The sequence below is a fragment of the Cohnella cholangitidis genome (assembly GCF_014107495.1).
Lineage (GTDB): Bacteria > Bacillota > Bacilli > Paenibacillales > Paenibacillaceae > Cohnella > Cohnella cholangitidis.
The window spans coordinates 5,500,466-5,524,336 of sequence record NZ_CP041969.1 but is presented as its reverse complement, the minus strand read 5'-3'; the positions used below and the strand labels follow the sequence as shown (position 1 = coordinate 5,524,336).

Here is a 23,871-nt window from a genome sequence, read left to right as displayed (position 1 = left end):
AGAGAGGAGCAAGACGAAATGAGCAACCTATCCACGCAACCTGCACGGCCTTGGCAAGCCGACACCGAAGACGGCTGCTATCGCAATCCGATCTTGTTCGCGGACTATTCCGATCCCGACGTCATACGCGTCGGAGAAGATTTCTATATGATCTCCTCCAGCTTCAACAGCACTCCGGGATTGCCGGTGCTTCATTCCAAAGATTTGGTCAACTGGACGATCATCGGACACGCCGTAGATACTTTGCCAAGCGATTACGACTATGACCGGGTGCGACATGCGGACGGCATTTGGGCTCCGAGCTTGCGTTATCATGACGGGAAATTCTGGATTTACGTGAGCATGCCGGACGAAGGCGTCTTCATGACGAACGCGAGCGACCCTTCCGGTCCCTGGTCCCCCCTTCATCTCGTCAAGGAAGTGAAAGGCTGGATCGATCCTTGTCCGCTCTGGGACGACGACGGCAACGCCTATCTCGTCCACGGCTTCGCAATGAGCCGCAGCGGCATTAAGAGCAAGCTGCAGATTTGCGCCATGTCCGCGGACGGACGCGAGCTTCTCGACGATGGACGGATCGTATACGACGGCACGGTCGACAATCCGACGATCGAAGGACCGAAGCTGTACAAGCGAAACGGATTCTACTATATATTCGCACCGGCGGGAGGCGTCGAAACCGGTTGGCAGCTTGTCCTCCGTGCCAAGGATATCCGGGGACCTTACGAGTGGAAAAACGTGCTTCATCAAGGGAACACCGAGATCAACGGGCCCCATCAGGGAGGATACGTCGAGCTGGAATCGGGGGAAAGCTGGTTCCTCCATTTCCAAGACCGCGAAGCGTATGGACGAATCGTTCATCTTCAACCGATGAGCTGGGTGGACGATTGGCCTCTCATGGGCGTGGATACGAACGGAGACGGGATCGGGGAACCGGTGCTGCGCTATCGCAAGCCCGACGTCGGCGCAGTATGGCCGGTTGCGGTGCCTCAAGCCGATGATGATTTCGAAGGATCCGAGTTGGGCTTGCAGTGGCAATGGCAAGCGAACCGGAAGCCGGAGTGGCATTCGCTCGAAGCTCGTCCAGGCTGGCTTCGGCTTTATGGGGTACCCGTTCCGGGATACGGCACGTTGTTCGACGCTCCGAACGTCCTGTGCCAGAAGTTCGCGGCGCCTATCTTTACCGCGACGGTCAAACTATCGATTCCGGTCGACCGCAGCGGCTTCCGCGCCGGTCTCACGGTATTAGGGCACAGCTTCCGATCCATGTCCTTCTACTGCGGCGAACAAGGGATCTCTCTCGCTTTGACCGCGGGGAACGGAAAAAAAGGCGAAGTCTCCAACGAGAGCATCGTCATGGAAATTCCGGTCGACGGAGTTGCGACGGACTGGCTGCTTCGCGTGAGAGTATCCGAGGGAGCAAAGTGTACGTTCCAATATAGCAACGACTCCGGGGCTACTTTCCTTCCTCTCGGGTACGAGTTCGCGGCAAGCGCCGGCGGCTGGGTCGGTGCGAAAATCGGCTTGTTCTGCCTCGCGCTGAATGGAGCTCCTAAAGACGGATATGCGGACTTTGATTGGATTAAGTTCGAATAGGAGCTAAAATGCAAAGATGCTAATCCCGCTTGCGCGGTTGATTAGCATCTTTTATTTGTTCAGTCCCATCGATGGCCGTATTTCTCTAGCCGAGGGTGCAGCCTATCCGGTTCCGCAGATAACACTAAACGAATCTTTACGATCCACTCCTCGAAGGAAGAGAACGAAGAGAACAGATTCGCCGTCTCCGGCGTGACATAAAGAAAATGCGGGGCTGGCAGCGTTTCGGTCAAATGTCGCAGGGCGGCATCGATCGGAGTGTATTTTTTGCGTTTGCCTTCCCAACCGTCGATCGATACTTTGTCGTTCTCTCTGTCCCGCGCCCATTCGTTCAGTCGCTTTTCCCGTTTGTAGTATGCGCTGATCGGGTCCTTGGACATTCTTCTCATCGTTTCCTCGTGGATCGGGTACAGCACAAGCTTCTTGAAGGAACGGGAATCCGCGGTCTCGACAGCAACGTCCAGTTCCTCGTCTGTCGTATACTCGAACGAATCGTAGTAGATCATCGTGCCCGAGCTCCGTTCGATCGGCGGCTCGTAGCCGAAGGGGACTTTCTGCGCTTGCATAGGAATGGCCTGCCTTTACGGTTTGATGTCTGGGAACATGCGCGTCATATTGGTTCAGTGTAACAGTTACATTGTTTTCCAACAACATTCGTCTATAGGCAGCAAAAATCGGCGACCTGATCCCGAAATGGATACCGGGAGTTAATCGCCGATTCGTCTATTGCGACTATCGTAATGTTTTTAACGCACCGCTCCACGCGATCACTTGATCCAACATGGCGTTGACGTTGTTAAGGTGAAGCTCGGCCGGTTTGAACACCGAACCGTTCTCGAAATCCGTGAACAACGATAAGGTCGGATGCACTCGAACGTCGGCGACTTGCAGCTCGCCTAATATGCCGCGCAAATGCTCCGCCGCACGCGCTCCGCCCGTCGACCCGTAGCTTACGATTCCTGCCGCTTTATTGTTCCACTCGTCGCGAGCCAGATCGAGCGCGTTCTTCAATGCGCCGGTAATGCTGTGATTGTACTCCTGGACGATGAAGACGAATCCATCCAAGCTGGACAGCTTCTCAGACCACGCCTTTAAACCCGGCTCTTGACCCGTACCTACTCCTAGGAAGGGAAGATTGAATTCCGCGATATCGACGATTTCATAATCCGCCGAACCATGCTTGTCTGCAATTCCTTTCACCCATTGCCCGACTTGCGGACTTACCCGCCCTTGACGGGTGCTTCCTAGAATAATGCCTATTTTTAAGTTTGCCATTGTCAATTCCTCCTTAGCTTCGATAGACCACTAATCCACTCGTATAACTCATTAATATAGATTACACAAGTATTTAGAAATCTATGCAGAGGAGAGGTTGATTAGCCGTGCCGACTAAGCGAACGATCCCTGGGAGCCAGCTTCAGCAACCGCTAAGTGCAGAATATACAGCTAATTTTATCGAAACTCGCCATTTCAGCACCTAAGTGGAAAAAGTGCAATTAGATGTTCGGCAACTCACTCGAATCGGACTATCCGGCGGAATTAATTGTATGTTCTACACTTAGTCTCTTTTGCGAATAAGCGAGCTGCGGTCTAAATGTATGTTTTGCATCTAGGCAACAGTTTATGTGTCTTCTTGTAACGATTTCTATTGATTACCAAGTGCTAAGGAGTCACAATGGAAGAAGTATCTATTCTATTAAAGTGAGGATGAGATTAATGAGAGACAAGCTTAAAGGTTTAGCAGTAGGCTTATTGATCGGCTCGCTCGTGACGGGCTCCATGGCTTACGCCGCTAACAGCAAGACGATTAACGTGATTTTGCAAGATTTGAAGTTCAAGCTCGACGGCACGGTTAAGCCTAACGCTAGCTCAACAGGGATTATCTATAAGGATACGGTATACGTTCCGATCAAATCCGTTGCCGGAGTGACCGGCAAACCCGTGACTTTCGATAAAAAGACCGGAACGGTGTCGATCGGCATCTCGGAAATCGCAAAATACAAAGGCGGTGCGATCACGCCTAGAGAATACGATGCCTTTGTGGCGGCGAGTACCTTCTACTTCGGACAACCCGCGCCAACGGACCAAGAGGCAGCTGTTAAGCAATTGATCGCCCTAAAGCTGCTTGCCGCGAAGAAAGAAAAAGCCTTAAGCAAGGAAGCGAATGCCTCGGTTGCTTCCGCCCTGCAACAAGTTAAAGCTTATTTCGGCGCCGACGAAGAATTTGCCAGCCGGTTGAAAGACGCCAATCTGACCGAAGCGGAGCTCAAGCTCTTCATTAAGCAACAGTTTCTGGCCGGCAAAGCGCTCGAGGACATGATCGACAACACAACTTTGCAAGCCGAATACGATCGCCAACGCAAAGCGGACTCCGCCGCTTTCGTAACCGCAAGCGTTCGCCATATCCTGATCTCGACGACGAATGCTCAGACCGGCGAATCTATTCGCAAGGATGATGAAGCACTGTCGCGCGCCAAGGAAGTTCAGGAGAAGCTTAAAGCAGGCGGCGACTTCACCGCTCTAGCCAAAGAATATTCGGACGATCCGGGCTCCAAAGATTCCGGCGGCCTTTATGCCGATTCGCAGCTGACCGATTTCGTCGAACCGTTCAAAAAAGCGGGAGCCGAGCTGGCGCTTAACCAGATCAGCGATCCGGTTAAAACCGAGTACGGCTACCACATCATGAAAGTCGAAGCACGTACCGTCCATACGCTTGACCAAGTCAAAGACGAGCTGAAATCAAGTTTAATTAACGTTACTTATCAGAATTATATTAGTAATGAGGTTCCTAAATTGATTACGTCGATTAAGGTTCCGGATAAAAAATAAGAGATAGCAATGGCTACTTCTGGTTGGCTTAGTTGCGGTTGATAAATGGAAATCTACAGTTAATTGATTACTATTCATCTAACAGGATGAAATAACAGGATAAATACAGTTATTTTCTTTATTCGAACACGATTTCGGCTCGGATGCTTAGAAATAACTGTAGATTTCCTGTTATTTTCAGAATGAGGGCAATCTTCACGAAAAATAAATGTATATATCCATTTAAGTGTTGGTTCAAGGGATAGATGGCTTCTTTCTACTCAATTCACTAGAAGGAAGAACCAGATACAACAGCTTTTTTCAGTTACGACGTTAAGGGAGGCCGCGATGAACGAGACCGCATTTGACGAACCATTATTTGCAAGCTTGAAGCCGGGCTTAACCTCGTTCTGTTACCGAATGCTAGGCTCCATGGACGATGCGGACGATGCCGTTCAAGAGACGAGTATTCGGGTCTGGCAGAGCTGGAGCACGTTCAGACAGGATTCCTCGTTCAAAACTTGGGTCTATCGGATTGCCTCCAACCTGTGCTTGGACAAGCTGAGACAATCCAAACGCCGCGCGCTTCCCGTTGACCTGTTCGACCCGGCCGTCGCCATCGTCGAGCCGCGCGACACGCTGCCGGACTCTGCCTGGATCTGGCCGTCTCCCGACTTTGGGGGCAATCCGGAGGATCGGCTCGTCCGCAAAGATACCCTTCAACTGTGCTTCATCGCTCTCCTGCAGACCTTGCCTCCGCGGCAGCGCGCGGTACTCATTTTGAAGGATGTATTTGAATGGTCCTCCAAGCAGATCGCGGAAACGTTGGCGATGTCGCCGGCAGCGGTGAACAGCGCCTTGCAAAGAGCCCGAGAGACGATGGACCGGGCGCAGCTTCGCTCGGATGAACTCAGCAGCATGGACGTTCAACCGGAGCAGCAGCTGCTGTCCCGGTATGTGGAGGCCTTCGAGCAATTCGATATTGCTGCGCTCGTCGCGTTGTTCCACGAGGAAGGCTGCATGTCGATGCCGCCCTTCAAGATGTGGATCCGCGGCATGGAAGATTTGTCCGCCTTCTATTCGCTTACTCGCTGGCATTGCGAAGGTTCGCGATTTGTGCCCATTACGTTGAATGGCGGTTATCCGGCGTTGGCCCAGTATATGCCGGACAAAGAGGGCTCTGGCCTGGTCCCCTGGGGCATCCACGTCATCGAAACCAAAGAAAATCAAATCCTGCACGTTCAAAACTTCATTCATACGCCATTATTTTCGCGATTTGGGCTGCCTGAGCGAATTGACCATTCGTTTATTTGAAAATTTGGAAATCATATAGCTTTAAACGCCATGCCAGCATTTGTTATTTTTGATCTTAAGAACTACACTATCCTAACTCAATACCAAGTTATTTTTCAAAATTTACGCTTCCGAATCCATGAAACCGATGAATTCCCGGATCGGCTGTCGTCTATATAAACGAAGGCATAAATGAACACAAACTAATTTGACGAAGAGGTGTCTTGAAAATGGCATTAACGTCCGCATTCACGAGCTTCAACCTGCCTGTAAAAAACGTAGAACAATCGAAAGCGTTCTTCACCGGACTCGGATTCGAACTCAACCCGCAATTCCCCGATAACGAGAATTCGGTAGCCATCGTGATCGGCGAAAACCTGCAGGTCATGCTGATCAATCAAGCATTCTTTAATACTCTCACGGAGAAGGAATCCGTCGATACGAGCAAGTATGCGCAGATGACGATCGCATTGGCCTTCGAGAGCCGGGAAAAGGTCGATGAAATCGTGAATACCGCGGTCTCCTTGGGCGGGAAATTGCACGCTGAACCTGAAGATCATGGGTTCATGTATCATTGGGGCTTCGTGGACTTGGACGGCCATCTGTGGGCCATTAACTACATGAACATGGATGCGGCACAAGGTTAAGGCTAACGGAGAGCACGCTCGTACTAGGGTTCAAAAAGAAAGACGCCGGGCATCTTCCCCGGCGTCTTCTTCACGATGATTAGACTGGTAACGCCTCACTAAGCCCCCATGGGCAGTTTTGCGACAAAACACAGTATGTACAACATAAAGAAAACAATAGTTCTCAACAGCGCGGTTCCTCTTAGGCCGCGTCTTTTGCATTTACTCAATAACGAACGATAAAATATATTTTACCCGGGTAATATTGATTCCTTATTTTTATCCGGGTATAATTAATGAGGTAATTAGAGAGGAGGTCAGCATGAGAAATGGCCCTAACGCGCTTATACTGCACGGCATTTTTGGGTGTGAGAGTCGTAGCCAGCGGTTCGTTACAGCACGTTGTTACTACAGTGAAGGATGCTCTGGATGACAGAGACCTCACACAGTTGCTTTTATTTGACGATTCCACGGGGAAGCCAGTAGATGTTGATTTTCGCGGGAAGACAGATGATGTGCTCAAACGATTAGGAGAACCGTTTGGTGACTTACCCGGTAAGGAAGTGAATCACCAGCTTTCACGGCGGGTCGGCCGACCCAAGCTGGGGGTTGTATCCGGTGAGGTTACGTTATTGCCACGGCATTGGGAATGGCTCAAGAGTCAACCTGGAGGGCGTCGGTAACATTACGAAAACTCATTGATGAGGCTCGCCGTGCTGGAGAAAAACAGAGCAATATCCGAGAGTCGCAAGAAGCAACGTATAACTTTATGACAGCTATGGCCGGGAACTTCCATCAATACGAAGAAGCTCTGCGGGCACTGTATGCTAGTGATTTGGATCGTTTTTACCACTTCATCGATGACTGGGCACCTGATATCAGAAACCATGTCAAAAGATTAGCCGCTAATGCATTCCCTACATCGAACCATCGCAACGCGCAGGCATGAGGTTCATGCAACGAGGCATTAAGGGCAGCATCGTCATGTTGAACCTGCTGCGTTTTCGCGATGTTGCCGATTATATAGCCAATCCTGAACTAACACCGGAGAACCCAATCAGCGGTGCCGAAGCTTTCAACCGTTATATTGAGTACACCCTCCCGTTTCTCCGTGAAAGCGGAGGTCATCAAGACTACCTGGCCGGTATCGGGCATCGGACTGCAGCGATCGAAGATTCACGCCTTCTGCCTATGGCAGATCTTCCGATACCGAATTAATTGGAGGAGAACATGATCATGAACATTCTGAAAGTCAACGGCATTGATTTGGCCTATGACAGTTTCGGTAACGAAAATGACGAGGCTATTATCCTAATCGCCGGGCTTGGAACCCAGATGATCCGATGGACGGATCCGTTTTGTCGGATATTAGCAGCGCGGGGCTTTCGCGTGATCCGCTTTGACAATCGCGACGTAGGTTGCTCGACACACTTTAGCCATTATCGGGCGCTGGATTTTGACGCACTGGCGACTGCTCTCATGTCAGGACAGCGACCGGACATCCCTTACACTCTAGATGACATGTCCAACGACGCTATCGGACTGCTCGATGCCCTTTCAATTGACCAGGCACATTTCGTTGGCAGGTCGATGGGCGGAATGATCGCCCAGATTGCAGCCAGCGAGTACCCTGAACGAGTTTTATCACTCACCTCCATTATGTCTAGTTCCGGTAATCCCACCCTTCCGCAAGCTTCCCCGGATGTCATGGCGATGATGACTAAACCGGCGCCGAACCCCTTCGAGGATGAAGCAGGATTTTTGGCGCACAGCCTCTCATTTGCCAAACGCATCGCCGGTACTGGCTATCCGTTTGAAGAAGACGCTTATCGGGCACTCATTCTGGAGGAAGTCCGGCGAGCCTACGATCCAGGCAGTGTCGGACGACAAATTGCTGCGATCGCCGTCTCCGGTGACCGTCGTCCGCGGCTGGCGACCATAAAAGTACCAGCACTTGTCATTCATGGGGTGGACGATCCCCTGTTCGTCCCGGCGTGTGGAGAGGACACGGCTTCTGCCATCCCGGGCGCTGAGCTAATGTTGGTTGACGGCATGGGACACGACCTGCCGCACCAACTGTACAAAGTAACCGCTGATGGCATAGAGCGAACGCTCGTCGCAATTGACTCGCGTTACCTGAATAGCAACCAGCCGGAGTCCCGCGGTGCCCAATGGAGCTGAGTAGGTCCGGCTCGGGGGCGCAGCGCTGATCAATTTGCACCCTTGGCGCATACGAACCGGGTGGAAGCGGCAGTGCTCTTGGAAAGGTTATTGAATCAGCTCCATTTCATCAATTAAAGGGCTTCCTAACAGAGACTCCATTTGAACGTATATGTGGAAACGATCGAATAAGCGCCGGTCTCATGATAACATCGTGAACCGGCGCTATTCCTGTGGGGATTTTTCCAAACTTATTTTCTGCTGACGGCAACCTTCGCCTCGCTTTTGGCTTAATCGATAAAATGAATAGCGTACAAGAACCTCTTCAGCATAACTGCCGCCTCCGCGCGTGTCGCGTAGGCCTTCGGCACGAATCTCCCGTCGGCCGTCCCTTGCAGGATGCCGGCTTCCGACGCTCGGGCTACCGACGCTTGCGCCCAGGACGCGATAGCCTCGCGATCCGCGTATCCTGATGTCGGTTCGGTCGCTTGCCCCGTATAACCGGCAAGAGTCAGAGCGCCGTCGATCATGACGGCCATCTGCTCGCGGGTGATCGGATCGTTCGGAGCGAACCTATCCGAAGAGACTCCGCTTACCAGGCCTCCCTCCACAGCGGCCTTTACCATAGGCGCGTACCATGCGGATGCGGAGACGTCAGCAAACCGGACACCGTCCTCGCCCTCTTTTGCCGTCAACCCCAGCCCGCGAACGAGCATCGCGGAAAATTCGGCGCGAGTCAGCGTACTGGCCGGCGCAAAACGGTCGGCTGTTACGCCGTTCACGAGCAGCTTGGAAGCCAGCAGCTCCGCGTCCGTCTTCGCCCAATGTCCTTGGAGGTCCGCGAACTGTCGGGCTTTCACGTCCACTACGGTGAAGAAGCTGTTGTGAGGCACGTTCAGAGCCGCCTCCGTCGTACCGTTCGGCCCGGCTAGCAGCCTAGTCGGAACGAAAGAGACTTGGCTGTTCGCCCGGTCGTAGTACACTGCGACCAGATTGCGATCAGCTGTTCCTCCCGCCAGCTGGATGGACCGAGCGACGTACATTCCCCCGAACTCCCGCACTTCCAACGTCTGCCCGTTCGCTTCGAGCGTTACTTTGAAATCGATGACGTCGGATTGGACGGCAAATCCTTGGGAGACACCGATCCGTTCGATCTCGCGGCGTATGTCCTGGCCGGACCGCTCTTGGACGATACTCACGGTCATAGCCGACACATCCGTACCCAGGCGCTTGGCCAGAGCGGCCAGATCAAGCAAGCTAACCGGAAGTCGGTAGCTGGAGTCATTCAGCTTCGTCTCGACAACCGAGTTCGGATAAGCTTTGGCGATTTCCGCGATCCAGGCAGCCGGGAACTTCGTTTGCACGGCCGCTTCCCGATCGTCGACGATGATCTCGATCGTCGTATTCTTCATACTCTTCAACGCCTCTAGCACTTGCTCTCTTATTCGTTCGGATAGTTGTATCCGTTCGATTGCCGTCCCGTCGGGACGCGATGTCCGTTCGATGTCGGACGAATCGACGCGGACGATTATCCCGCCTGCCGGTTGCACCGTTACGGTCGTTCGAGAAGTCGGGGGGCGATCGGGAACGATCGGCGCCGACGGACCAGGGTTGCCGGAGCTGATGCCGTTGACGATAACGGACTTCGCCGTTTCGTTACCTGCGCCATCCTGGGCGTAAACGGTATAATCGCCATTAACGGTAACGGTGAATTGCGACGCGGCCATCAGATCAGTTCCGCTTGTTCCGCCGGCAAATTCTGCGGTACTAACGTTTCCCGGCAGCCATCTTAGCGCCGTTAACATATTGCCCGAGGCTTCTCCGTACACGTTGGCCGTCACGCTGACGACCTGACGCGAAGATCCGTTCGGCGAGGTCGACAACGTAATTTCGGGTGGAATCGCCACGATACGAATTCCGCCCGTTGCCGGAGCGACATACGCTAACGGCGCTGCCCCGCCGGATACGCGATCAATGCCCGCGCCGGCCGGGAGCTCTAACGCGTTCGCAGCCTCCAGGCCGTCCGTGTCTGCAAGTCCCGCAGGTACTTTGTATTCGAAAGTAAGTTCTGTGATCGCCGTGCCGAGGGCTCCCGTGTAGGGTGCATACACCGTTTGGGTGACCGAATCGGCGCCTACCCGGAGCGGAAGGACCGGCATACCGGTCACCGTGACCTCGTACCCGTAAAACACCGTAAACCGCAGCGTATCGCCTGCACCGTAAAGACCGTTTGCCGGCGCCGTCAAGACTAGTCCGACCCATGCGGCTTCGAATCTCGCCATGGCTTTGGTCAACGCGACCACGGCGTCGCTTAACCGATCTCCGGTTTGGTTGGCGGCGGCGTCGACGATCGCCTGGGCATCGTCGATCGCGCTTTGCAGCGCGGAGCGAGCCGAACCGGATGCTTCCCCGACGCCCGCGCCTTCGGGATGGTCCGCCAGCGCTTGCCGCGCATCGGATAACAAGGCTGCTAACGCCGCGGGATTCCCCGCCGGGATAATCGCTGCCTCGAACGATGCCAGCGCCGCATTCAGATCGGCAATAGCCTCGGCCAACTGTGTATCAGTGTAATTCGCGGCTTGATTGAAAATCTGTTGCGCTGCCGCGATGGAAGCCTGCAATGCGTTAAAATCACCGATTAACGTCTGCCCCACGCCCGTTCCCGCGGGGTGATCGGCGAGCGCTTGATTCGCCTCACCGATTTTCTGTCCTAACGCGGCTGCATCGCCAGCCGAAATCAGCGTAGCCTCGAATGCCATGATTGCGCCGTTCAGATCCGCGACCGCCGAATCGAGTTGCGTCTGCGTCCGATTAGCCGAATCGTCGAAGATCGCCTGCGCCGCGTTAATTGCGCTTAGCAGTGTCTGCGATCCGTCCCGACGCTTCTCCCACGTTCGTGCCCTCGGGATGGTCCGTCAGCGCTTGCCGTGCATCACCCAACTTCGTACCCAGCGCTGCGGATTCCCGCCGGAACGATCACGGCTCCAAAGCGATTGCGCCGTTCAGATCCGCGACCGCCGAATCGATTGCGTCTGCGTCCGATTAGCCGCATCGTCGAAGATCGCCTGCGCCGCGTTAATCGCTTAGCAGCGTCTGCTGGATCCGTCCCGACGCTTCTCCCACGTTCGTGCCCTCGGGATGGTCCGTCAGCGCTTGCCGTGCATCACCCAACTTCGTACCCAGCGCCGCAGCATTCCCCGCCGGAACGATCACGGCTCCAAACGCAGTAACCGCGCCGTTCAAATCCGCGACCGCCGTGTTCAATTGGCCTTGCGTCCGATTAGCCGCATCGTCGAAGATCGCCTGCGCCGCGTTAATCGCGTTTAGCAGCGTCGTGCGATCCGCACCGGACGTCTCTCCCACGTTCGTGCCCTCGGGATGGTCCGTCAGCGCTTGCCGTGCATCACCCAACTTCGTACCCAGCGCCGCAGCATTCCCCGCCGGAACGATCACGGCTCCAAACGCAGTAACCGCGCCGTTCAAATCCGCGACCGCCGTGTTCAATTGGCCTTGCGTCCGATTAGCCGCATCGTCGAAGATCGCCTGCGCCGCGTTAATCGCGTTTAGCAGCGTCGTGCGATCCGCACCGGACGTCTCTCCCACGTTCGTGCCCTCGGGATGGTCCGTCAGCGCTTGCCGTGCATCACCCAACTTCGTACCCAGCGCCGCAGCATTCCCCGCCGGAACGATCACGGCTCCAAACGCAGTAACCGCGCCGTTCAAATCCGCGACCGCCGTGTTCAATTGGCCTTGCGTCCGATTAGCCGCATCGTCGAAGATCGCCTGCGCCGCGTTAATCGCGTTTAGCAGCGTCGTGCGATCCGCACCGGACGTCTCTCCCACGTTCGTGCCCTCGGGATGGTCCGTCAGCGCTTGCCGCGCATCACCCAACTTCGCACCCAGCGCCGCAGCATTCCCCGCCTGAATGATTTTTGCCTCGAATGTGTCTATCGCGAAGTCCAGGACCGCGATCGCGCCATCGAGCTGAGTCTGCGTGTAATTCGCAGCCTGATTGAACACGTTCTGCGCTGTGTCGACGGCAGCCTTCAAGGCGTAATAATCACCGCTTAACGTCTGTCCCACGCCCGTACCCGCGGGATGATCCGTCAGCGCCTGATTCGCTTCTACGATTTTCGACCCTAGCGCGGTCGCACTCCCCGCCTGAATCAGCGTAGCCTTGAACGCAACGATCGCCGCGTTCAAGTCCGCAGCGGCGGCATCGAGCGGAGCCTGCGTATAATTGGCGGCCTGGCTGTAAACTTGCTGCGCCGCGTTCACCGCGACTTGCAAAGCGGAGCGAGCTCCGACGGTAGTCTGCCCTACGTTCGTGCCCGCGGGATGGTCCGCAAGCGCCTGATTCGCTTCCGTGATCTTCGATCCTAATGCGGTGGCATCGCCAGCTTGGACGATCGCGGCTTCGAAAGTCGAAATCGCCGTTCCGAGCGGAGCGGCCGCGGAGGTCAGGTCTGAGGCTACGGTCGCGTTCCCGATCCCGTCGATGAAGAGCCTGGCTGCGGCGTGCGCGTTGGTCAAGTCCGCATGAGCGGTCGCAGACACTTGTCCTACGCCGGTACCTGGCAAGTGATCTTTCAATAGAGATTTGGCTGTCTCTACCCCTTGGAACAACGCCGTTCCATCGACGAAAGCGTATCCTCTGCTCGCCGCAAGAGTCGCCGCCGGGGAATTCGCGATTGCGAAAATTTTCATATTGGCGGGATTTTCATGAAAGGCCGTTGCTCCGAAGGTCGTCGCAGCCCCCAGTACCGTAACGCTTGTTAGATTGCTCCGAAAGAATGCGTAGTCGGCGACGCTTGTTACTCCAGCCGGAATGACCAGTTTCGCGATCTGATTCGTGTCGAATGCGCCGCCTGATATCGTCTTCAGGTTTTCGTTCAACTTGATCGAAGTTAATTTGTTTCTATAGAAAGCGTAACTACCGATCGAGATCATGCTGTCCGGGAAAACGACGCTCGTCAGCAAATTGCCCTCGAACGCGCTGGCGCCGATCGTCGTCAAGCTTTCCGGAAGATCCACGGAGGAGAGATTATTATTACGAAAAGCATATATTTGTATATTCGCTACGCTGTCCGGAATAGCAACGCTCGTAATTTTCGTTTGTCCCGGCTTGTCCGCATCGAATGCTTCTCTTCCGATGACGGTTACCGGCAATCCCCCTAACGTCGCCGGGATATTCACTCCGAGTTGTCCTCCCGTATAACCCTTAAGGGTAGCCGCAGTTCCTGCAACGGTATAAGAAAACCCGCCTTCTTCCTCAGCGTGCGCAGGTTGAACCTGCGCCAATGAAGTCCATAACACCAACAAAGCCATCCCTAGGCATAAAACCGATTTTCTCATGATCGATCTCCTTTACGTTACACTGCAATCGTCTCCCCTTTCATTGTAGAACCACCAAATAAAAGAATAATGAAAGAATTCGACAACATTCGTGTAAAATCAAGCCTTTTCCGGTATCAAAAATAATTTAAAACCGCGAGTCACGCTGCTTAACATCCCTCGAATCTATTTACGCAACCTTGTAACGAGAATGGTTGTCGATTCAAATAACCTCAAATACGCAATTTCCATCGTGAGCGAGGTGCGGACATTGAATGGGGACGAGCAGATGCTGCAGTGGAATCGAGCGGCAGTCGAAGTATCGGATATTCGCCATAAAGTGCTGTGGGAAGGGCAAGACCTGCTCTCTTACCGGTTGCCGGCGAACGTTTTCCTATTCGTGGTGAGCGGCAGCGCCTACGTGCACCTAAACTAACGTAAATGTTATCTCAAGCAGCAGTATCTCCTGCACGCTGGCAAAGGCATGAGCGTCTAAGTTATGCCCGCCAAGCATGAGTTTACTTGTGTTCTATCATGTGATCCTTCCGGAGCCCGGGCTCGAATTGGATGATCTTGTTGAATCTTCGAAGCATAACAATCAAGAAACAGGGGGAGGGGGAAGGGCTTTAAATCAATGGATTAACGCCGGAGGCGGAAAGGGTTAAGATCGTACCTGGCGGTGACGTTGCATATTCGGTCGCTGTTAATACTTTTCCTGCATTATCGTAAGTGTACGTCGCTAAAATATTCGTCTGCGGGACGGCATTAACCGTATTCGTTTTTAAAGATCAACCAGAAATGTCTATTGCCCTAATAATACAAAAAACCGCCCTTCAATAAACGGAGGAATTACCCCCCATCTACTAAAGCAACGGTTTCTCTTCAATTAAACATTTACCGAACGCTCAACCAGCCATCCTCTTCCGCCAGCTCGATAAAGACGGGACGTTCGTCCGGCGTGCTGTTCGGGGTGTGAAGCGCGAGCAGGATTCGACCGTCGAACGTACGGAAGATCATGCCGTGGCCGCCGTCGTTTTCGAAGATCGGTTCCGGTTCCTGAACCCACGGCCCGAGAATGTCGCCGGACGTCGATCGCGCGATCCCTTGCGCATAGCGTCCTTGGCGGAAGCTGGACCATAACAGCAGCAATTCGCCGTTGTCGCAGCGATAAGCGTACGGACCGTCCGTAACGTAGCCCGCTCTCCCCTTGACCGGATCGACCCAAGGGGCATCCTGCGCGGAGAATAGCAAGATCGGCTCTCCGACCGGTTTGTCCAACTCCGGCGTCAAACGCAGCGCGCAGACGGTTCCGTTCTTGACTTGCACCCACTCATGACAGAAGACGATCCAAGGCGTGCCTTCCGCGTCTACATACAAGGTTCCGTCCAAGCATTCCCAATCGCGGGGAGTGACCGGCCCGTCGCTAAGAGGACGGAATGGCCCGAGCGGACGATCGGCAACCAAGATTTGCGTTCCCCTGCACACGCCTTCCGCCTTGAACGTGGCGAACATATAATATTTGCCTTGATATGCGTGCACTTCAGGAGCCCAATAGTTCGTATCGGACCAGAAATCGGGGTCGGGGCGGAATGCCGGGAACGGCCCCTCCCAATCCGCCAAGTCCCGGCTCGTGTACACATCGAACCCAATGGCCTTGCCCTTCCAAATATCCGGATCGGTAGAACCGTACAAATAATAGCAGCCTTCGCTTTCTTGCTTGAGGACGAAAGGGTCGCGCATTTGGATTTGTTCCTTAGTCAACGTCATGCCAAACATTCCTTTCTCTATCTATAGTTACTCATAAGTTGGTAGAATTACACCCGGAGCCGATTCTACTACGAAGCTGCCATTCTCGTACCGCAACGTCTCGTTACCCTCGGCTCGGAATGGAATGTCACGCTCTTCGAATCGCAAAATTCCCTCCACCGGCCGGACGGACATGCCGACGATTCGGCGCAAGGCTCCCGACCGATCCGTCACGACCCGAGTGCCTGCCGGGAAGCGGCTCAACAATCTGCCGTCTTGATAGATGGAACAGCTCTCCCGCGTATTGTGAAGCTCGTATACAATACCATCTACCTTCCGGCTGTACGCCGTTTCATCCGCTAACTTCTCGCCATGATCCAACGTCTGCGGCATCAACCCGGTGAACCAGAGCTCGCCCTCCGGCGTCGGCAAGATGCCGCTCAATCTCTCTATATAATCCAGAACGCATAGAATAGCCGGGGAATAAGTCTCCGTATATCCTTCTTCTCCCGTCCATGGACTTAAACACTGGCCGAACCGGGTCATGCGCGAGATCGCCGAGACGATCGGCTGCATGGCCCAAGTCAGCTCGACATGTCGTCCGTGCGCTTCGAACGCATGCGGAGCCCGGATCAGGCTTAAGAAATTGACGGCTCCCGCCCAAGTATTGTAGCTCGTAAACGGATCGAAGCGAGGATCGTCCATGGCGACGGACGTAAACGGATATTTCGCGAAAAATTTCCGCGTATTCAGCAAATAGCGCGACAACGAGGAAGCGAAGAACTCGTCGTCCCCTACCTCGCAAGCGAGCACGCGCAACAGGACGTCGGTCTGAATCCGGTTGAATCTGCCGTTGTTGTCCACGTCGTAGAAGAACCCGTCCGACTCGTCCAAGCAATGCTCGAACAAGCTTCCGAGCGTATCCGCCGCCTTGTCTTTCCATACCCGCGCCATGTCGTCCCGCCCCAGCTCGGCGGCCATTAACGACAAATATTCGCGGCTGCAATAGACGCTAGCCGTAAGATCCGGGGCAAGCAGCGGCAGGATCGGCGAATTCGGATCGTAGCGCTTCGAATCGTCCTGCTCCGGCGTATCCGGCACGTGCCAGAATCGCGGAGACAAGTCGTGCCCGGTATCGAACGCGCAGAACGCTTCGACGCAGCCCGTTCCCCGGGTATCGCGATACGTCTCCAGCCATTCGTCATACCTCGCTAGAGCGTCGTACATTTTCTGCAAAAACGAGCGGTCCCGTCCGTTCAACAAATAGTGATTCCATGCGCTCCTTGCCGGAGGGGTAACCAATTGAATTTGCTTGAAGACGGGACCGTCCCCCGTCACCTTATAAGGAAGCAAGCCATCCTCGCGCTGCAGCTCGGCAAACTGCGAGAATGTGGCCTGCGCCGTATCCGGGCAAAACCGCGCCAAGATTTCCGCGTTAATCGTGCCCGTGCTTTCCAGCCAGCAGCCGAAATAGACGCCGCCCTCCTGCAAGACGAGCGTGCCCCGCTCGTCCGGCTTGACGCATTCCGCCAGCTTGCCGACGGCATAATCGTGCACCTTCTCCAGCCGATCCGGCGATACGGCGAATTTGACGCCCGAACGGTCGAATTCGGCGTGAAACGACTGCGCGAGTTCCGGGCTCCGCTGCCTCGCATAGGCGAGCGAAATCTTAGCCCTCAGCTTCTCCAATACCGTACTCATGTGCGTAAGCTCCTTAGTCCGATACGTTACCGATTGTATTCGGACGGGCTGTACCCGGTAATCGATTTGAACACCTGGCTGAAATAAGTCGAGTTCTGGAAGCTACCCTCTCGCTGATCTCGTACACCATGTATTTGCCCGTGCCGATCAATTCAATCGCTTTGCGTATTCGATATTTATTGAAATAAGTGACGAAAGGCTCGCCCGTCACCTTCTTGAACAGTTGGCTTAAATAATTGCGGTTCACGTGAAGATTAGCCGCGATCCGTTCCAGCGAAATATCCTCGTGGTAGCACTTTTCGATGTATTCTTTGATGACCCGTTCCACGAGAGAATTGCTTTTTTTGCCGGCCTGATCTTCCCGGATTTGAGCCATCAACCGATCGAACGCCACGTCCATCCCGTCCAGCATTTGCCTGACGGAACCCGCCCGGTTCAGCTTAAGCAACAGTTCTTCCAATCCGGGGCCTACCGATTCCTCCTGTATCTCGGACGTTTGCGCGGCCGTCCACAAGGCGCTTGCGATGCCGGAACAAACCCCTTTGCATACCGGAAGAGACACGTTGCCGCCCGACAGCTCCTTGCCGAGCTGGTTCCACAGCTCGTGAGCCTGCTGCCACCGTTTCTGAAAGATCGCGTCGTGAAGATAACGAACCGCGTCCATGGACACCATCTTGCCCGGCTCCGTCGTCTCGGATGAATCCGCGAAAGAATATACGCGATTCCACTCGTTCATCTCCGCGATCTCCACCGCGCTGCGGCTTTCCAAGTAAGAATCCATCAATTGATCGTACCCGCCGCGGACGGTCCCGAGCCCCGCCAGCACGGACAGCTTCATGTACTGAAGAATGTTATCCAATATCGCATCCGATAGTTCGACGATGAATCCCTGCCTTGTATCTTCCTGCGTCAGATCGCCTACGAAAATAACGACAAACTCCTGGTCCGAATATTCCAGCACTTCGGCGGACAGGAGCGGATGGTTTCCCAAATGGGCATTCAGCATTTCTCGGATAATGTTCCCCGTCCCGAATCGCAACAACTGCCAATCTCTCTCTTCCCTTCGCGCGGAGACGTCGGATCGAACCAGGCTTAGCGTTAATGCTTGGACGGACGGCTGCTCGGGCAAACCCATAAAAGCGATTCTATCGCCCGGAAGTTCGTCACGCCGGTAACGGGTGGACAGTAAATCCCGGAAAAAAGCGTCTTTCATCGACTTCCGCACGATATCTTGCTGCTGCAAGTAGCTGGACAACAGCTCGTCGTGCTCCTTCGATTCGTTCAACTGCTGCAGCACTTCGCGTACGACGAACTCGATCTCCGAAATGCTGGGCGGCTTAAGCAGAAAGTGGTGAATGCCCGTGGATACCGCTTTTCTCGCGTTCGCCAGATCGTCATACCCGCTTAGAATAACGACGGGAACGTCAGGGTCGATCGCATGGATCGCTTCGGTTAACTGAAATCCATCCATAGCGGGCATATAGATATCGGTAATGACGAAATCCGGCCTCAGCTCGCGGAATTTGTCCAAGCCTTCCGCTCCGTCCGCGGCCGTTCCGACAATACGTACGCCCATATCCGTCCACGGGATGTGCTTGAGCAACCCGTTTATCACGTATTCGTCGTCATCGACCAAGAGAATCGTATTCATGGGTAAGGCTCCTTCTTAGTTGTTCCATTTCCTCCTCATGTCCGATCAACGGCAAGTTCATGATCACCTGGGTGCCTCCCTGCTCTCCCGGTACGACCCGCACTCCGTACTTCGGACCGCAATACAGTTGTATCCTATCCATGACGTTGCGAATGCCGATCCCTCCGGTCTTCTGGATATCGAATCCTTCCGGCACCCCGCTTCCGTTATCGGTAATCGTAATGATCAACTGCTCGCCGCCGGCTTCCGCCCGCTGCTCGAAATTGACCTGGACAACCGCTTTCTCGTAGCTCCGGTGTTGGAACCCGTGAATAACCGCATTTTCCAGAAAAGGCTGCAAAACGATCTTCGGAATAATAACGTCCAGCAAATCGCTCTTGACGTTCTCGACGTATTCGATGCTGAAGTTTTGCCGGTACTCCTGTATGGCCATGTAACAGCGGGCGTGAGCCAACTCGTCCCGAACGGGAACGTACCACTTATCGTTGCTGAGCCCGATGCGGAACAGCTTGGACAATTGCTGGACCATCTGGCTAATCTCGTGCGCGTTGTAATCGAGCGCTCGCCAATGGATCAGATCCAAAGTGTTGTATAGAAAATGAGGCTTGATTTGAGCGTGCAGCAACTGGATTTCCGCTTCCCTGCGATCGCGGTGCTCTTGATTCAATTGTCCGATCAACGCCTTCAGCCGATGAACCATGCGATTGAAATGCGTCGTCAGATGAAGATACTCCTGAATGCCGGACGCTCCCATCCGAACGTTGAAATCCCCTTTTTCCACGGTCCGCATGCCTTCCACGATCCTGTAAATGGGAGAAGTCAATTTCCTGGATACCCAGAGGGCAAGCGGAATGGATAGAATAATCAGCCCCGCCAACAGCCCGATGATGAGCATTCGGATCTCTTTGCCGCTCTGCTTAAGCACGTCTTTGGAGATCAGCTGCATGAGCATCCAATACTGCGTGTTCGTATCCGATTGAATGACGCTGTATTTCGAGCCGCCCGATAATTCGCGAACCATCTCGTCTACATTGTTGCGTATTTCGACTCCCTCCGGCAGCACCGAGGCGATATAATGACCGCCGGAGTCCAACACCACGTAGTAATTGCCGTTGTTGGCGAGCGCGGCGCGCTTGTTCAGGATATCGAACAATTTCTTGTCGGGAATGTTGAGCTTGACGATGCCCAGAATTTCGCCTCGGTTGCCGATGATCCGATGAACGTAACTGACCATTCGCATATCGCTTCCGCTGGCCGGATAGTCGTGGGAAGCGATCCAGAATCCGTCAGCTCTATCCATGCGCCCAAGCCAGCCTTGCGTTTGCGCGTCGGCTATCGGATGCATGAATTGACCTTGAAAGGACGAATATCCTGTAAGCCAATCGGTGTACAGTTCAATCGAGTGCAAACCTTCTTTCACCGTGGCCAGCTTCTGAAATTCCTCGTACAACTGACGGCTCTTGGTCACGAAATCATACTCGCTCTCCGGCGGTACCGACAGGTTTTGCTGAACCGATGTGTTCGTCACCAAGAACATGGCCGTATCCTGGATGCCCGCCACGTAATTCGAGAGCTTCTGCGACGTCTCGTCGAGCAGTTCTTTTTTCGTTGCCCGGATTTCGCGGTAGGCAATCTTCGAATAAGTCTCGTAATACACGATTCCCGACACGAGCAGCAGAAGGCTATTGAAACCGATGAAACAAAGCACCATGAGCGTAAAAAGTTTTGTCGGATATTTCATCAGTTTGCGCATCTCTTACAGTCCTCTTCATGAAAAGTCTTTACGACCATTTTAACCTTTCAATCCGGTTGTCGCGATGCCTTGGGTAAAGTATTTCTGCCCTACGAAGAAGATGACAAGGCTTGGTACGATGGACAGAACCGACATGGCGAACACGGCTCCCCAGTTAGAGCTTCCGCTGGAATCGAGGAAGAGACGCAAGCCGAGCGGTACCGTGAATTTCTTAATGTCGCTCAAGTAAATCAATTGACCGAAGAAATCGTCCCAAGTACCCATGAACGTAAAAATCGCGGCCGTCATGAGAGCAGGCAGGCTAAGCGGCATGATGATGCGGAAGTAGAGCGTAAACCAGCCGCAGCCGTCGATTTTCGCGCTCTCGTCCAGTTCTTTCGGGATTCCCCTGATGAATTGGACGATCAAGAAGACGAAGAAGGCATCTCCGACGAACTTAGGCGCCATGAGCGGCAGAAAAGTATCTACCCAGCCGATTTTATGGAACATGATATATTGAGGAATCAGCGTAACGTGTCCCGGGAGCATAATCGTACCTAGCATCAGCGCGAACAGCAGGTTTTTCAGCGGGAAGTTGATTCGCGCGAACGAGAACGCCGCCATGGAAGAGCTCAGAACCGTCCCGATTACGGCTACTACGCACAGCAGCATAGAATTAAGAAAAAACCGTCCGAACTGAATGTTCCGTAGACCGAACCACCCATCCGAATAATGCTCTAACGTAAAGGATGAAGGCCATAAGCCTTTGGAAGTGAAGATTTCCGTAGTCGGTTTCATCGAACTGCTGATCAGCCAGAATACCGGGTATAGCATCAACAGTCCGCACCCCAACACGATCGCATGGAACAGCACGGATTTAAATGGTTTACTGATGGCCATCGTTTAATCCCTCCCATCCGAATAATAAACCCAGTAACGGGAAGTCAAGAACAATAGACCGGTGAAAGCCGCGATAATGACCAGCAGCAACCATGCCATCGCGGAAGCGTATCCCATGTCCAAGAATGTGAAGCCCTTAATATACAAGTATAAGGAATAGAGCAAAGTCGAATTGATCGGACCGCCCGAACCGTTGCTTATAATGAAAGCTTTGGTGAACGTTTGGAACGACTGAATCAACGTAATAGTCAAATTAAAGAAAATAACGGGCGTTAACAGCGGCATCGTGATCTTCGAGAATTTCCGGAAAATGCCGGCCCCGTCTACGGTCGCGGCCTCGTACAGTTCCTGAGGAATCTGCTTGAGCCCGGCCAGGAAAATGATCATGACGGCTCCGAACTGCCATACCGATAATCCGATCAAAGAATAAATCGCGTATTTCGGATCGGCGATCCAATTGGGTCCCTCGATTCCGAAGTAGGCCAGTGCCTGATTGAAAATCCCTTCTTTGTCGAACACTTGCTTCCACAGAACGGATATGGCAACGCTTCCTCCAAGCAGGGAAGGAATGTAGTAGATCGTGCGATATAATCCGAGAAATTTCATTCCTTGATTAAGCAGCATAGCCAGTCCAAGCGCGAATGCCAACCGGAAAGGAACCGATAGCAACACGTATTGGAAAGTAACCTTGATCGAATCGCCCAGCCGGTAATCGTCCGTGAACATCGTCTTATAGTTGTCGAAGCCGATCCATTTCGGTGCCGTAAGCAAGTCATACTTCGTAAAGGACAAATACAAAGATGCGAAGATCGGGCTTAAGTAAAGAAAAAACAAACCGATCAACCATGGCAACAGAAACAAATACCCGGCTGCGTAGGTTTTGTATTTCTGCATATGAGCAGCTCTCCTATCTTAGGAAAGGGGAGCCTTGCATGGGCTCCCCAAACTCCCGTTTTCTCTTGGTGTCGCGTGTAATGCGTATTATTGCGCTTTCGATTTAGCCAGCAGTTTGTCCATTTCCGACATGAATTCTTCGACCGAGGAATCGATCGGCTGAGCGCCGAACGCGATCTTCTCGCTTGTTAGTTGCAACAGCTTAATGAATTCGTTGTCCAGAGGGAATTGCTGATATTCGATTTCGGGAGCTGTGTCGCTTACCAACGAAATGTAATCGTACAACACCTTGTCGACCGGCGTAGCTTGCGCGGACAGTACATCCCGTATTTTGCCTGCCGGCGGAACGCCGCGCGTGCTGCCCAAGATCACTCCCGCTTCGGGATCGTTCACCATGAAGTCCATGAATTTCGCCACTTCTTCCGGATGCTCGGTACCGGAGTACGAAGTGATGAATTGTCCGGAGATCGGCGGAACCATACCGCTACCGGCTGGTCCGTAAGGGAATACGCTCAATGCCAATTTGTCTTGCGTCAGCTCCTGGAAGCCGAAGATTTGGGAAGCCGATGCTTGCTGAATAGCGACTTGGCCTTTAACGACAAGGGATTTGTCGACGGCCGTCGGCGGGTTCGCGACTTGAACGTCAGCAGGCACGATCGCTCCCGCTTTACGCAGTTCATCCCACAACGCGAACCAGTTGATCATATCCTGATTGTCGAAGTGGCGCTCGCCGTCGCGATACAATTCTTTGCCGTTGCTTCCAAGGAAAGAAGCAAGCGTAGCCGCATCGCTGGAGAGATCGTACGAACCGTAATTTCCTTTGCCCAGTTTTTGCGCGATCTGGATGACCGAATTTTTGAAATCGTCATAATTCCACTTGTCCGTCGGAAGCGGCACGCCCGCTTTCTCGAACATGCTTGCGTTGTACATCAACGCGGAAGAGCTTACGCCCAGCGTGACGCCGTACAGCTTCTCGTCGAAGGAAGCCGCTTTCACCAAACCTCCGTTAAAGTCATCCACGTGCAGGACGTTGCCCACGTAAGGCGTAAGATCGAGCAAAGCTTTTTTATCTACGTATTCTTTTATATTTCCGCCCATTTGGATCAAATCCGGGGCGTTGCCAGCGGCGATCTGAGTGTTCAGCTTGTCCATATATCCGTCGAATCCGGAATACTCGCCCGTGATTTTGACGCCTGGATTTTTTTGCTCGAACAGTTCGATGACCTTCTGCGTTTTTTCATGTCTCTCATCGGAACCCCACCAAGACATCCGAAGCTCAACCGTCTTGCCGCTATTCGCGGGTGCCGAACCCGCAGGCTGCGATGCCGCGCTCTCCTTGCCCGGCTCGTTATTGCCGCCCGAACAAGCGGCTACCAGCATCATTGAAGCAAGCAAAGTCGCGGTGATTGCTTTTTTGTTGAACATGAAGCTAA

Annotated in this window: 18 protein-coding genes and 1 pseudogene; 8 read left to right on the top strand and 11 right to left on the bottom strand. The window is 53.5% G+C overall.

Translation table 11 applies throughout. From position 1 onward, the window contains the following. Positions 1 to 18 precede the first annotated feature (18 nt). The gene (locus tag FPL14_RS25270; protein WP_182300321.1) at positions 19 to 1,593 is read left to right on the top strand and encodes a glycoside hydrolase family 43 protein; all 1,575 of its coding nucleotides are present in this window, start codon (positions 19 to 21) and stop codon (positions 1,591 to 1,593) included. Positions 1,594 to 1,652: 59 nt separating this feature from the next. Here the strand turns inward: FPL14_RS25270 and FPL14_RS25265 are convergent, their stop codons facing one another. Then, the gene (locus tag FPL14_RS25265; protein WP_182300320.1) at positions 1,653 to 2,159 is read right to left on the bottom strand and encodes a hypothetical protein; all 507 of its coding nucleotides are present in this window, start codon (positions 2,157 to 2,159) and stop codon (positions 1,653 to 1,655) included. 166 nt (positions 2,160 to 2,325) lie between these two features. Then, positions 2,326 to 2,868 carry an NADPH-dependent FMN reductase gene (locus FPL14_RS25260; protein WP_182300319.1) on the bottom strand — a complete coding sequence of 181 codons (543 nt, stop codon included), beginning with the start codon at positions 2,866 to 2,868 and terminating at the stop codon, positions 2,326 to 2,328. Positions 2,869 to 3,309: 441 nt separating this feature from the next. Between FPL14_RS25260 and FPL14_RS25255 the strand changes: the two genes are divergently transcribed. The 6 genes and pseudogenes from FPL14_RS25255 (at position 3,310) to FPL14_RS25230 (ending at position 8,501) form a co-directional block, all read left to right on the top strand. Next, positions 3,310 to 4,422: a peptidylprolyl isomerase gene (locus FPL14_RS25255; RefSeq protein WP_182300318.1), complete on the top strand. Its 1,113-nt coding sequence runs from the start codon at positions 3,310 to 3,312 to the stop codon at positions 4,420 to 4,422. Between the two features lie 204 nt (positions 4,423 to 4,626). After that, a complete protein-coding gene (locus FPL14_RS25250; protein ID WP_324617937.1) occupies positions 4,627 to 5,715 on the top strand; it encodes a sigma-70 family RNA polymerase sigma factor in 1,089 nt (362 codons plus the stop codon). 209 nt (positions 5,716 to 5,924) lie between these two features. Then, complete coding sequence (locus FPL14_RS25245; protein WP_182300316.1) at positions 5,925 to 6,341, top strand: VOC family protein; 417 nt, start codon at positions 5,925 to 5,927, stop codon at positions 6,339 to 6,341. Between the two features lie 308 nt (positions 6,342 to 6,649). Then, positions 6,650 to 7,269, top strand: a pseudogene (locus FPL14_RS25240) (DUF2239 family protein). 5 nt (positions 7,270 to 7,274) lie between these two features. Continuing rightward, positions 7,275 to 7,538, top strand: coding sequence for a hypothetical protein (locus FPL14_RS25235; RefSeq protein WP_229263668.1), 264 nt, complete (start codon positions 7,275 to 7,277; stop codon positions 7,536 to 7,538). Positions 7,539 to 7,556: 18 nt separating this feature from the next. After that, positions 7,557 to 8,501: an alpha/beta fold hydrolase gene (locus FPL14_RS25230; RefSeq protein ID WP_229263667.1), complete on the top strand. Its 945-nt coding sequence runs from the start codon at positions 7,557 to 7,559 to the stop codon at positions 8,499 to 8,501. Between the two features lie 269 nt (positions 8,502 to 8,770). Here the strand turns inward: FPL14_RS25230 and FPL14_RS25225 are convergent, their stop codons facing one another. Both FPL14_RS25225 and FPL14_RS25220 read right to left on the bottom strand, forming a co-directional pair. Next, positions 8,771 to 11,239, bottom strand: coding sequence for an S-layer homology domain-containing protein (locus FPL14_RS25225; protein ID WP_182300314.1), 2,469 nt, complete (start codon positions 11,237 to 11,239; stop codon positions 8,771 to 8,773). Between the two features lie 316 nt (positions 11,240 to 11,555). Beyond that, positions 11,556 to 13,835 (bottom strand): leucine-rich repeat domain-containing protein, encoded by a 2,280-nt coding sequence (locus FPL14_RS25220; protein WP_182300313.1) that lies wholly within the window; start codon positions 13,833 to 13,835, stop codon positions 11,556 to 11,558. Between the two features lie 268 nt (positions 13,836 to 14,103). Here FPL14_RS25220 and FPL14_RS25215 point away from each other — a divergent pair, with 268 nt between their 5' ends. After that, a complete protein-coding gene (locus FPL14_RS25215) occupies positions 14,104 to 14,250 on the top strand; it encodes a hypothetical protein (protein WP_182300312.1) in 147 nt (48 codons plus the stop codon). Positions 14,251 to 14,708: 458 nt separating this feature from the next. Here the strand turns inward: FPL14_RS25215 and FPL14_RS25210 are convergent, their stop codons facing one another. From FPL14_RS25210 to FPL14_RS25180, 7 genes are all read right to left on the bottom strand, one after another. After that, entirely contained in the window at positions 14,709 to 15,581 is an 873-nt protein-coding gene (locus FPL14_RS25210; RefSeq protein ID WP_182300311.1) for a glycoside hydrolase family 43 protein, read from the bottom strand. 27 nt (positions 15,582 to 15,608) lie between these two features. Further along, positions 15,609 to 17,261, bottom strand: a complete 1,653-nt coding sequence (locus FPL14_RS25205) for an MGH1-like glycoside hydrolase domain-containing protein (RefSeq protein ID WP_182300310.1) — start codon at positions 17,259 to 17,261, stop codon at positions 15,609 to 15,611. A 13-nt stretch (positions 17,262 to 17,274) separates the two neighbouring features. Beyond that, positions 17,275 to 18,912 carry a response regulator transcription factor gene (locus FPL14_RS25200; RefSeq protein ID WP_182300309.1) on the bottom strand — a complete coding sequence of 546 codons (1,638 nt, stop codon included), beginning with the start codon at positions 18,910 to 18,912 and terminating at the stop codon, positions 17,275 to 17,277. After that, positions 18,887 to 20,665: a sensor histidine kinase gene (locus FPL14_RS25195; RefSeq protein WP_182300308.1), complete on the bottom strand. Its 1,779-nt coding sequence runs from the start codon at positions 20,663 to 20,665 to the stop codon at positions 18,887 to 18,889. Before FPL14_RS25195 ends, FPL14_RS25200 begins: the two co-directional genes overlap by 26 nt. Before the next feature lie 39 nt (positions 20,666 to 20,704). Further along, positions 20,705 to 21,544, bottom strand: coding sequence for a carbohydrate ABC transporter permease (locus tag FPL14_RS25190; RefSeq protein WP_182300307.1), 840 nt, complete (start codon positions 21,542 to 21,544; stop codon positions 20,705 to 20,707). A gap of 3 nt (positions 21,545 to 21,547) precedes the next feature. Further along, positions 21,548 to 22,438 (bottom strand): carbohydrate ABC transporter permease, encoded by an 891-nt coding sequence (locus FPL14_RS25185; protein ID WP_182300306.1) that lies wholly within the window; start codon positions 22,436 to 22,438, stop codon positions 21,548 to 21,550. Positions 22,439 to 22,525: 87 nt separating this feature from the next. Continuing rightward, positions 22,526 to 23,863: an ABC transporter substrate-binding protein gene (locus FPL14_RS25180; protein WP_182300305.1), complete on the bottom strand. Its 1,338-nt coding sequence runs from the start codon at positions 23,861 to 23,863 to the stop codon at positions 22,526 to 22,528. Positions 23,864 to 23,871 lie beyond the last annotated feature (8 nt).

Excerpts from the sequence above, each read along its gene's own strand:
- FPL14_RS25270 (WP_182300321.1), top strand. The coding sequence starts at position 19 with ATGAGCAACCTATCCACGCAACCTGCACGGCCTTGGCAAGCCGACACC.
- FPL14_RS25265 (WP_182300320.1), bottom strand. The coding sequence starts at position 2,159 with ATGCAAGCGCAGAAAGTCCCCTTCGGCTACGAGCCGCCGATCGAACGG.
- FPL14_RS25260 (WP_182300319.1), bottom strand. The coding sequence starts at position 2,868 with ATGGCAAACTTAAAAATAGGCATTATTCTAGGAAGCACCCGTCAAGGG.
- FPL14_RS25255 (WP_182300318.1), top strand. The coding sequence starts at position 3,310 with ATGAGAGACAAGCTTAAAGGTTTAGCAGTAGGCTTATTGATCGGCTCG.
- FPL14_RS25245 (WP_182300316.1), top strand. The coding sequence starts at position 5,925 with ATGGCATTAACGTCCGCATTCACGAGCTTCAACCTGCCTGTAAAAAAC.
- FPL14_RS25235 (WP_229263668.1), top strand. The coding sequence starts at position 7,275 with ATGCAACGAGGCATTAAGGGCAGCATCGTCATGTTGAACCTGCTGCGT.
- FPL14_RS25230 (WP_229263667.1), top strand. The coding sequence starts at position 7,557 with ATGAACATTCTGAAAGTCAACGGCATTGATTTGGCCTATGACAGTTTC.
- FPL14_RS25225 (WP_182300314.1), bottom strand. The coding sequence starts at position 11,239 with ATGGCATTCGAGGCTACGCTGATTTCGGCTGGCGATGCAGCCGCGTTA.
- FPL14_RS25220 (WP_182300313.1), bottom strand. The coding sequence starts at position 13,835 with ATGAGAAAATCGGTTTTATGCCTAGGGATGGCTTTGTTGGTGTTATGG.
- FPL14_RS25215 (WP_182300312.1), top strand. The coding sequence starts at position 14,104 with ATGCTGCAGTGGAATCGAGCGGCAGTCGAAGTATCGGATATTCGCCAT.
- FPL14_RS25210 (WP_182300311.1), bottom strand. The coding sequence starts at position 15,581 with ATGACGTTGACTAAGGAACAAATCCAAATGCGCGACCCTTTCGTCCTC.
- FPL14_RS25205 (WP_182300310.1), bottom strand. The coding sequence starts at position 17,261 with ATGAGTACGGTATTGGAGAAGCTGAGGGCTAAGATTTCGCTCGCCTAT.
- FPL14_RS25200 (WP_182300309.1), bottom strand. The coding sequence starts at position 18,912 with ATGAATACGATTCTCTTGGTCGATGACGACGAATACGTGATAAACGGG.
- FPL14_RS25195 (WP_182300308.1), bottom strand. The coding sequence starts at position 20,665 with ATGCGCAAACTGATGAAATATCCGACAAAACTTTTTACGCTCATGGTG.
- FPL14_RS25190 (WP_182300307.1), bottom strand. The coding sequence starts at position 21,544 with ATGGCCATCAGTAAACCATTTAAATCCGTGCTGTTCCATGCGATCGTG.
- FPL14_RS25185 (WP_182300306.1), bottom strand. The coding sequence starts at position 22,438 with ATGCAGAAATACAAAACCTACGCAGCCGGGTATTTGTTTCTGTTGCCA.
- FPL14_RS25180 (WP_182300305.1), bottom strand. The coding sequence starts at position 23,863 with ATGTTCAACAAAAAAGCAATCACCGCGACTTTGCTTGCTTCAATGATG.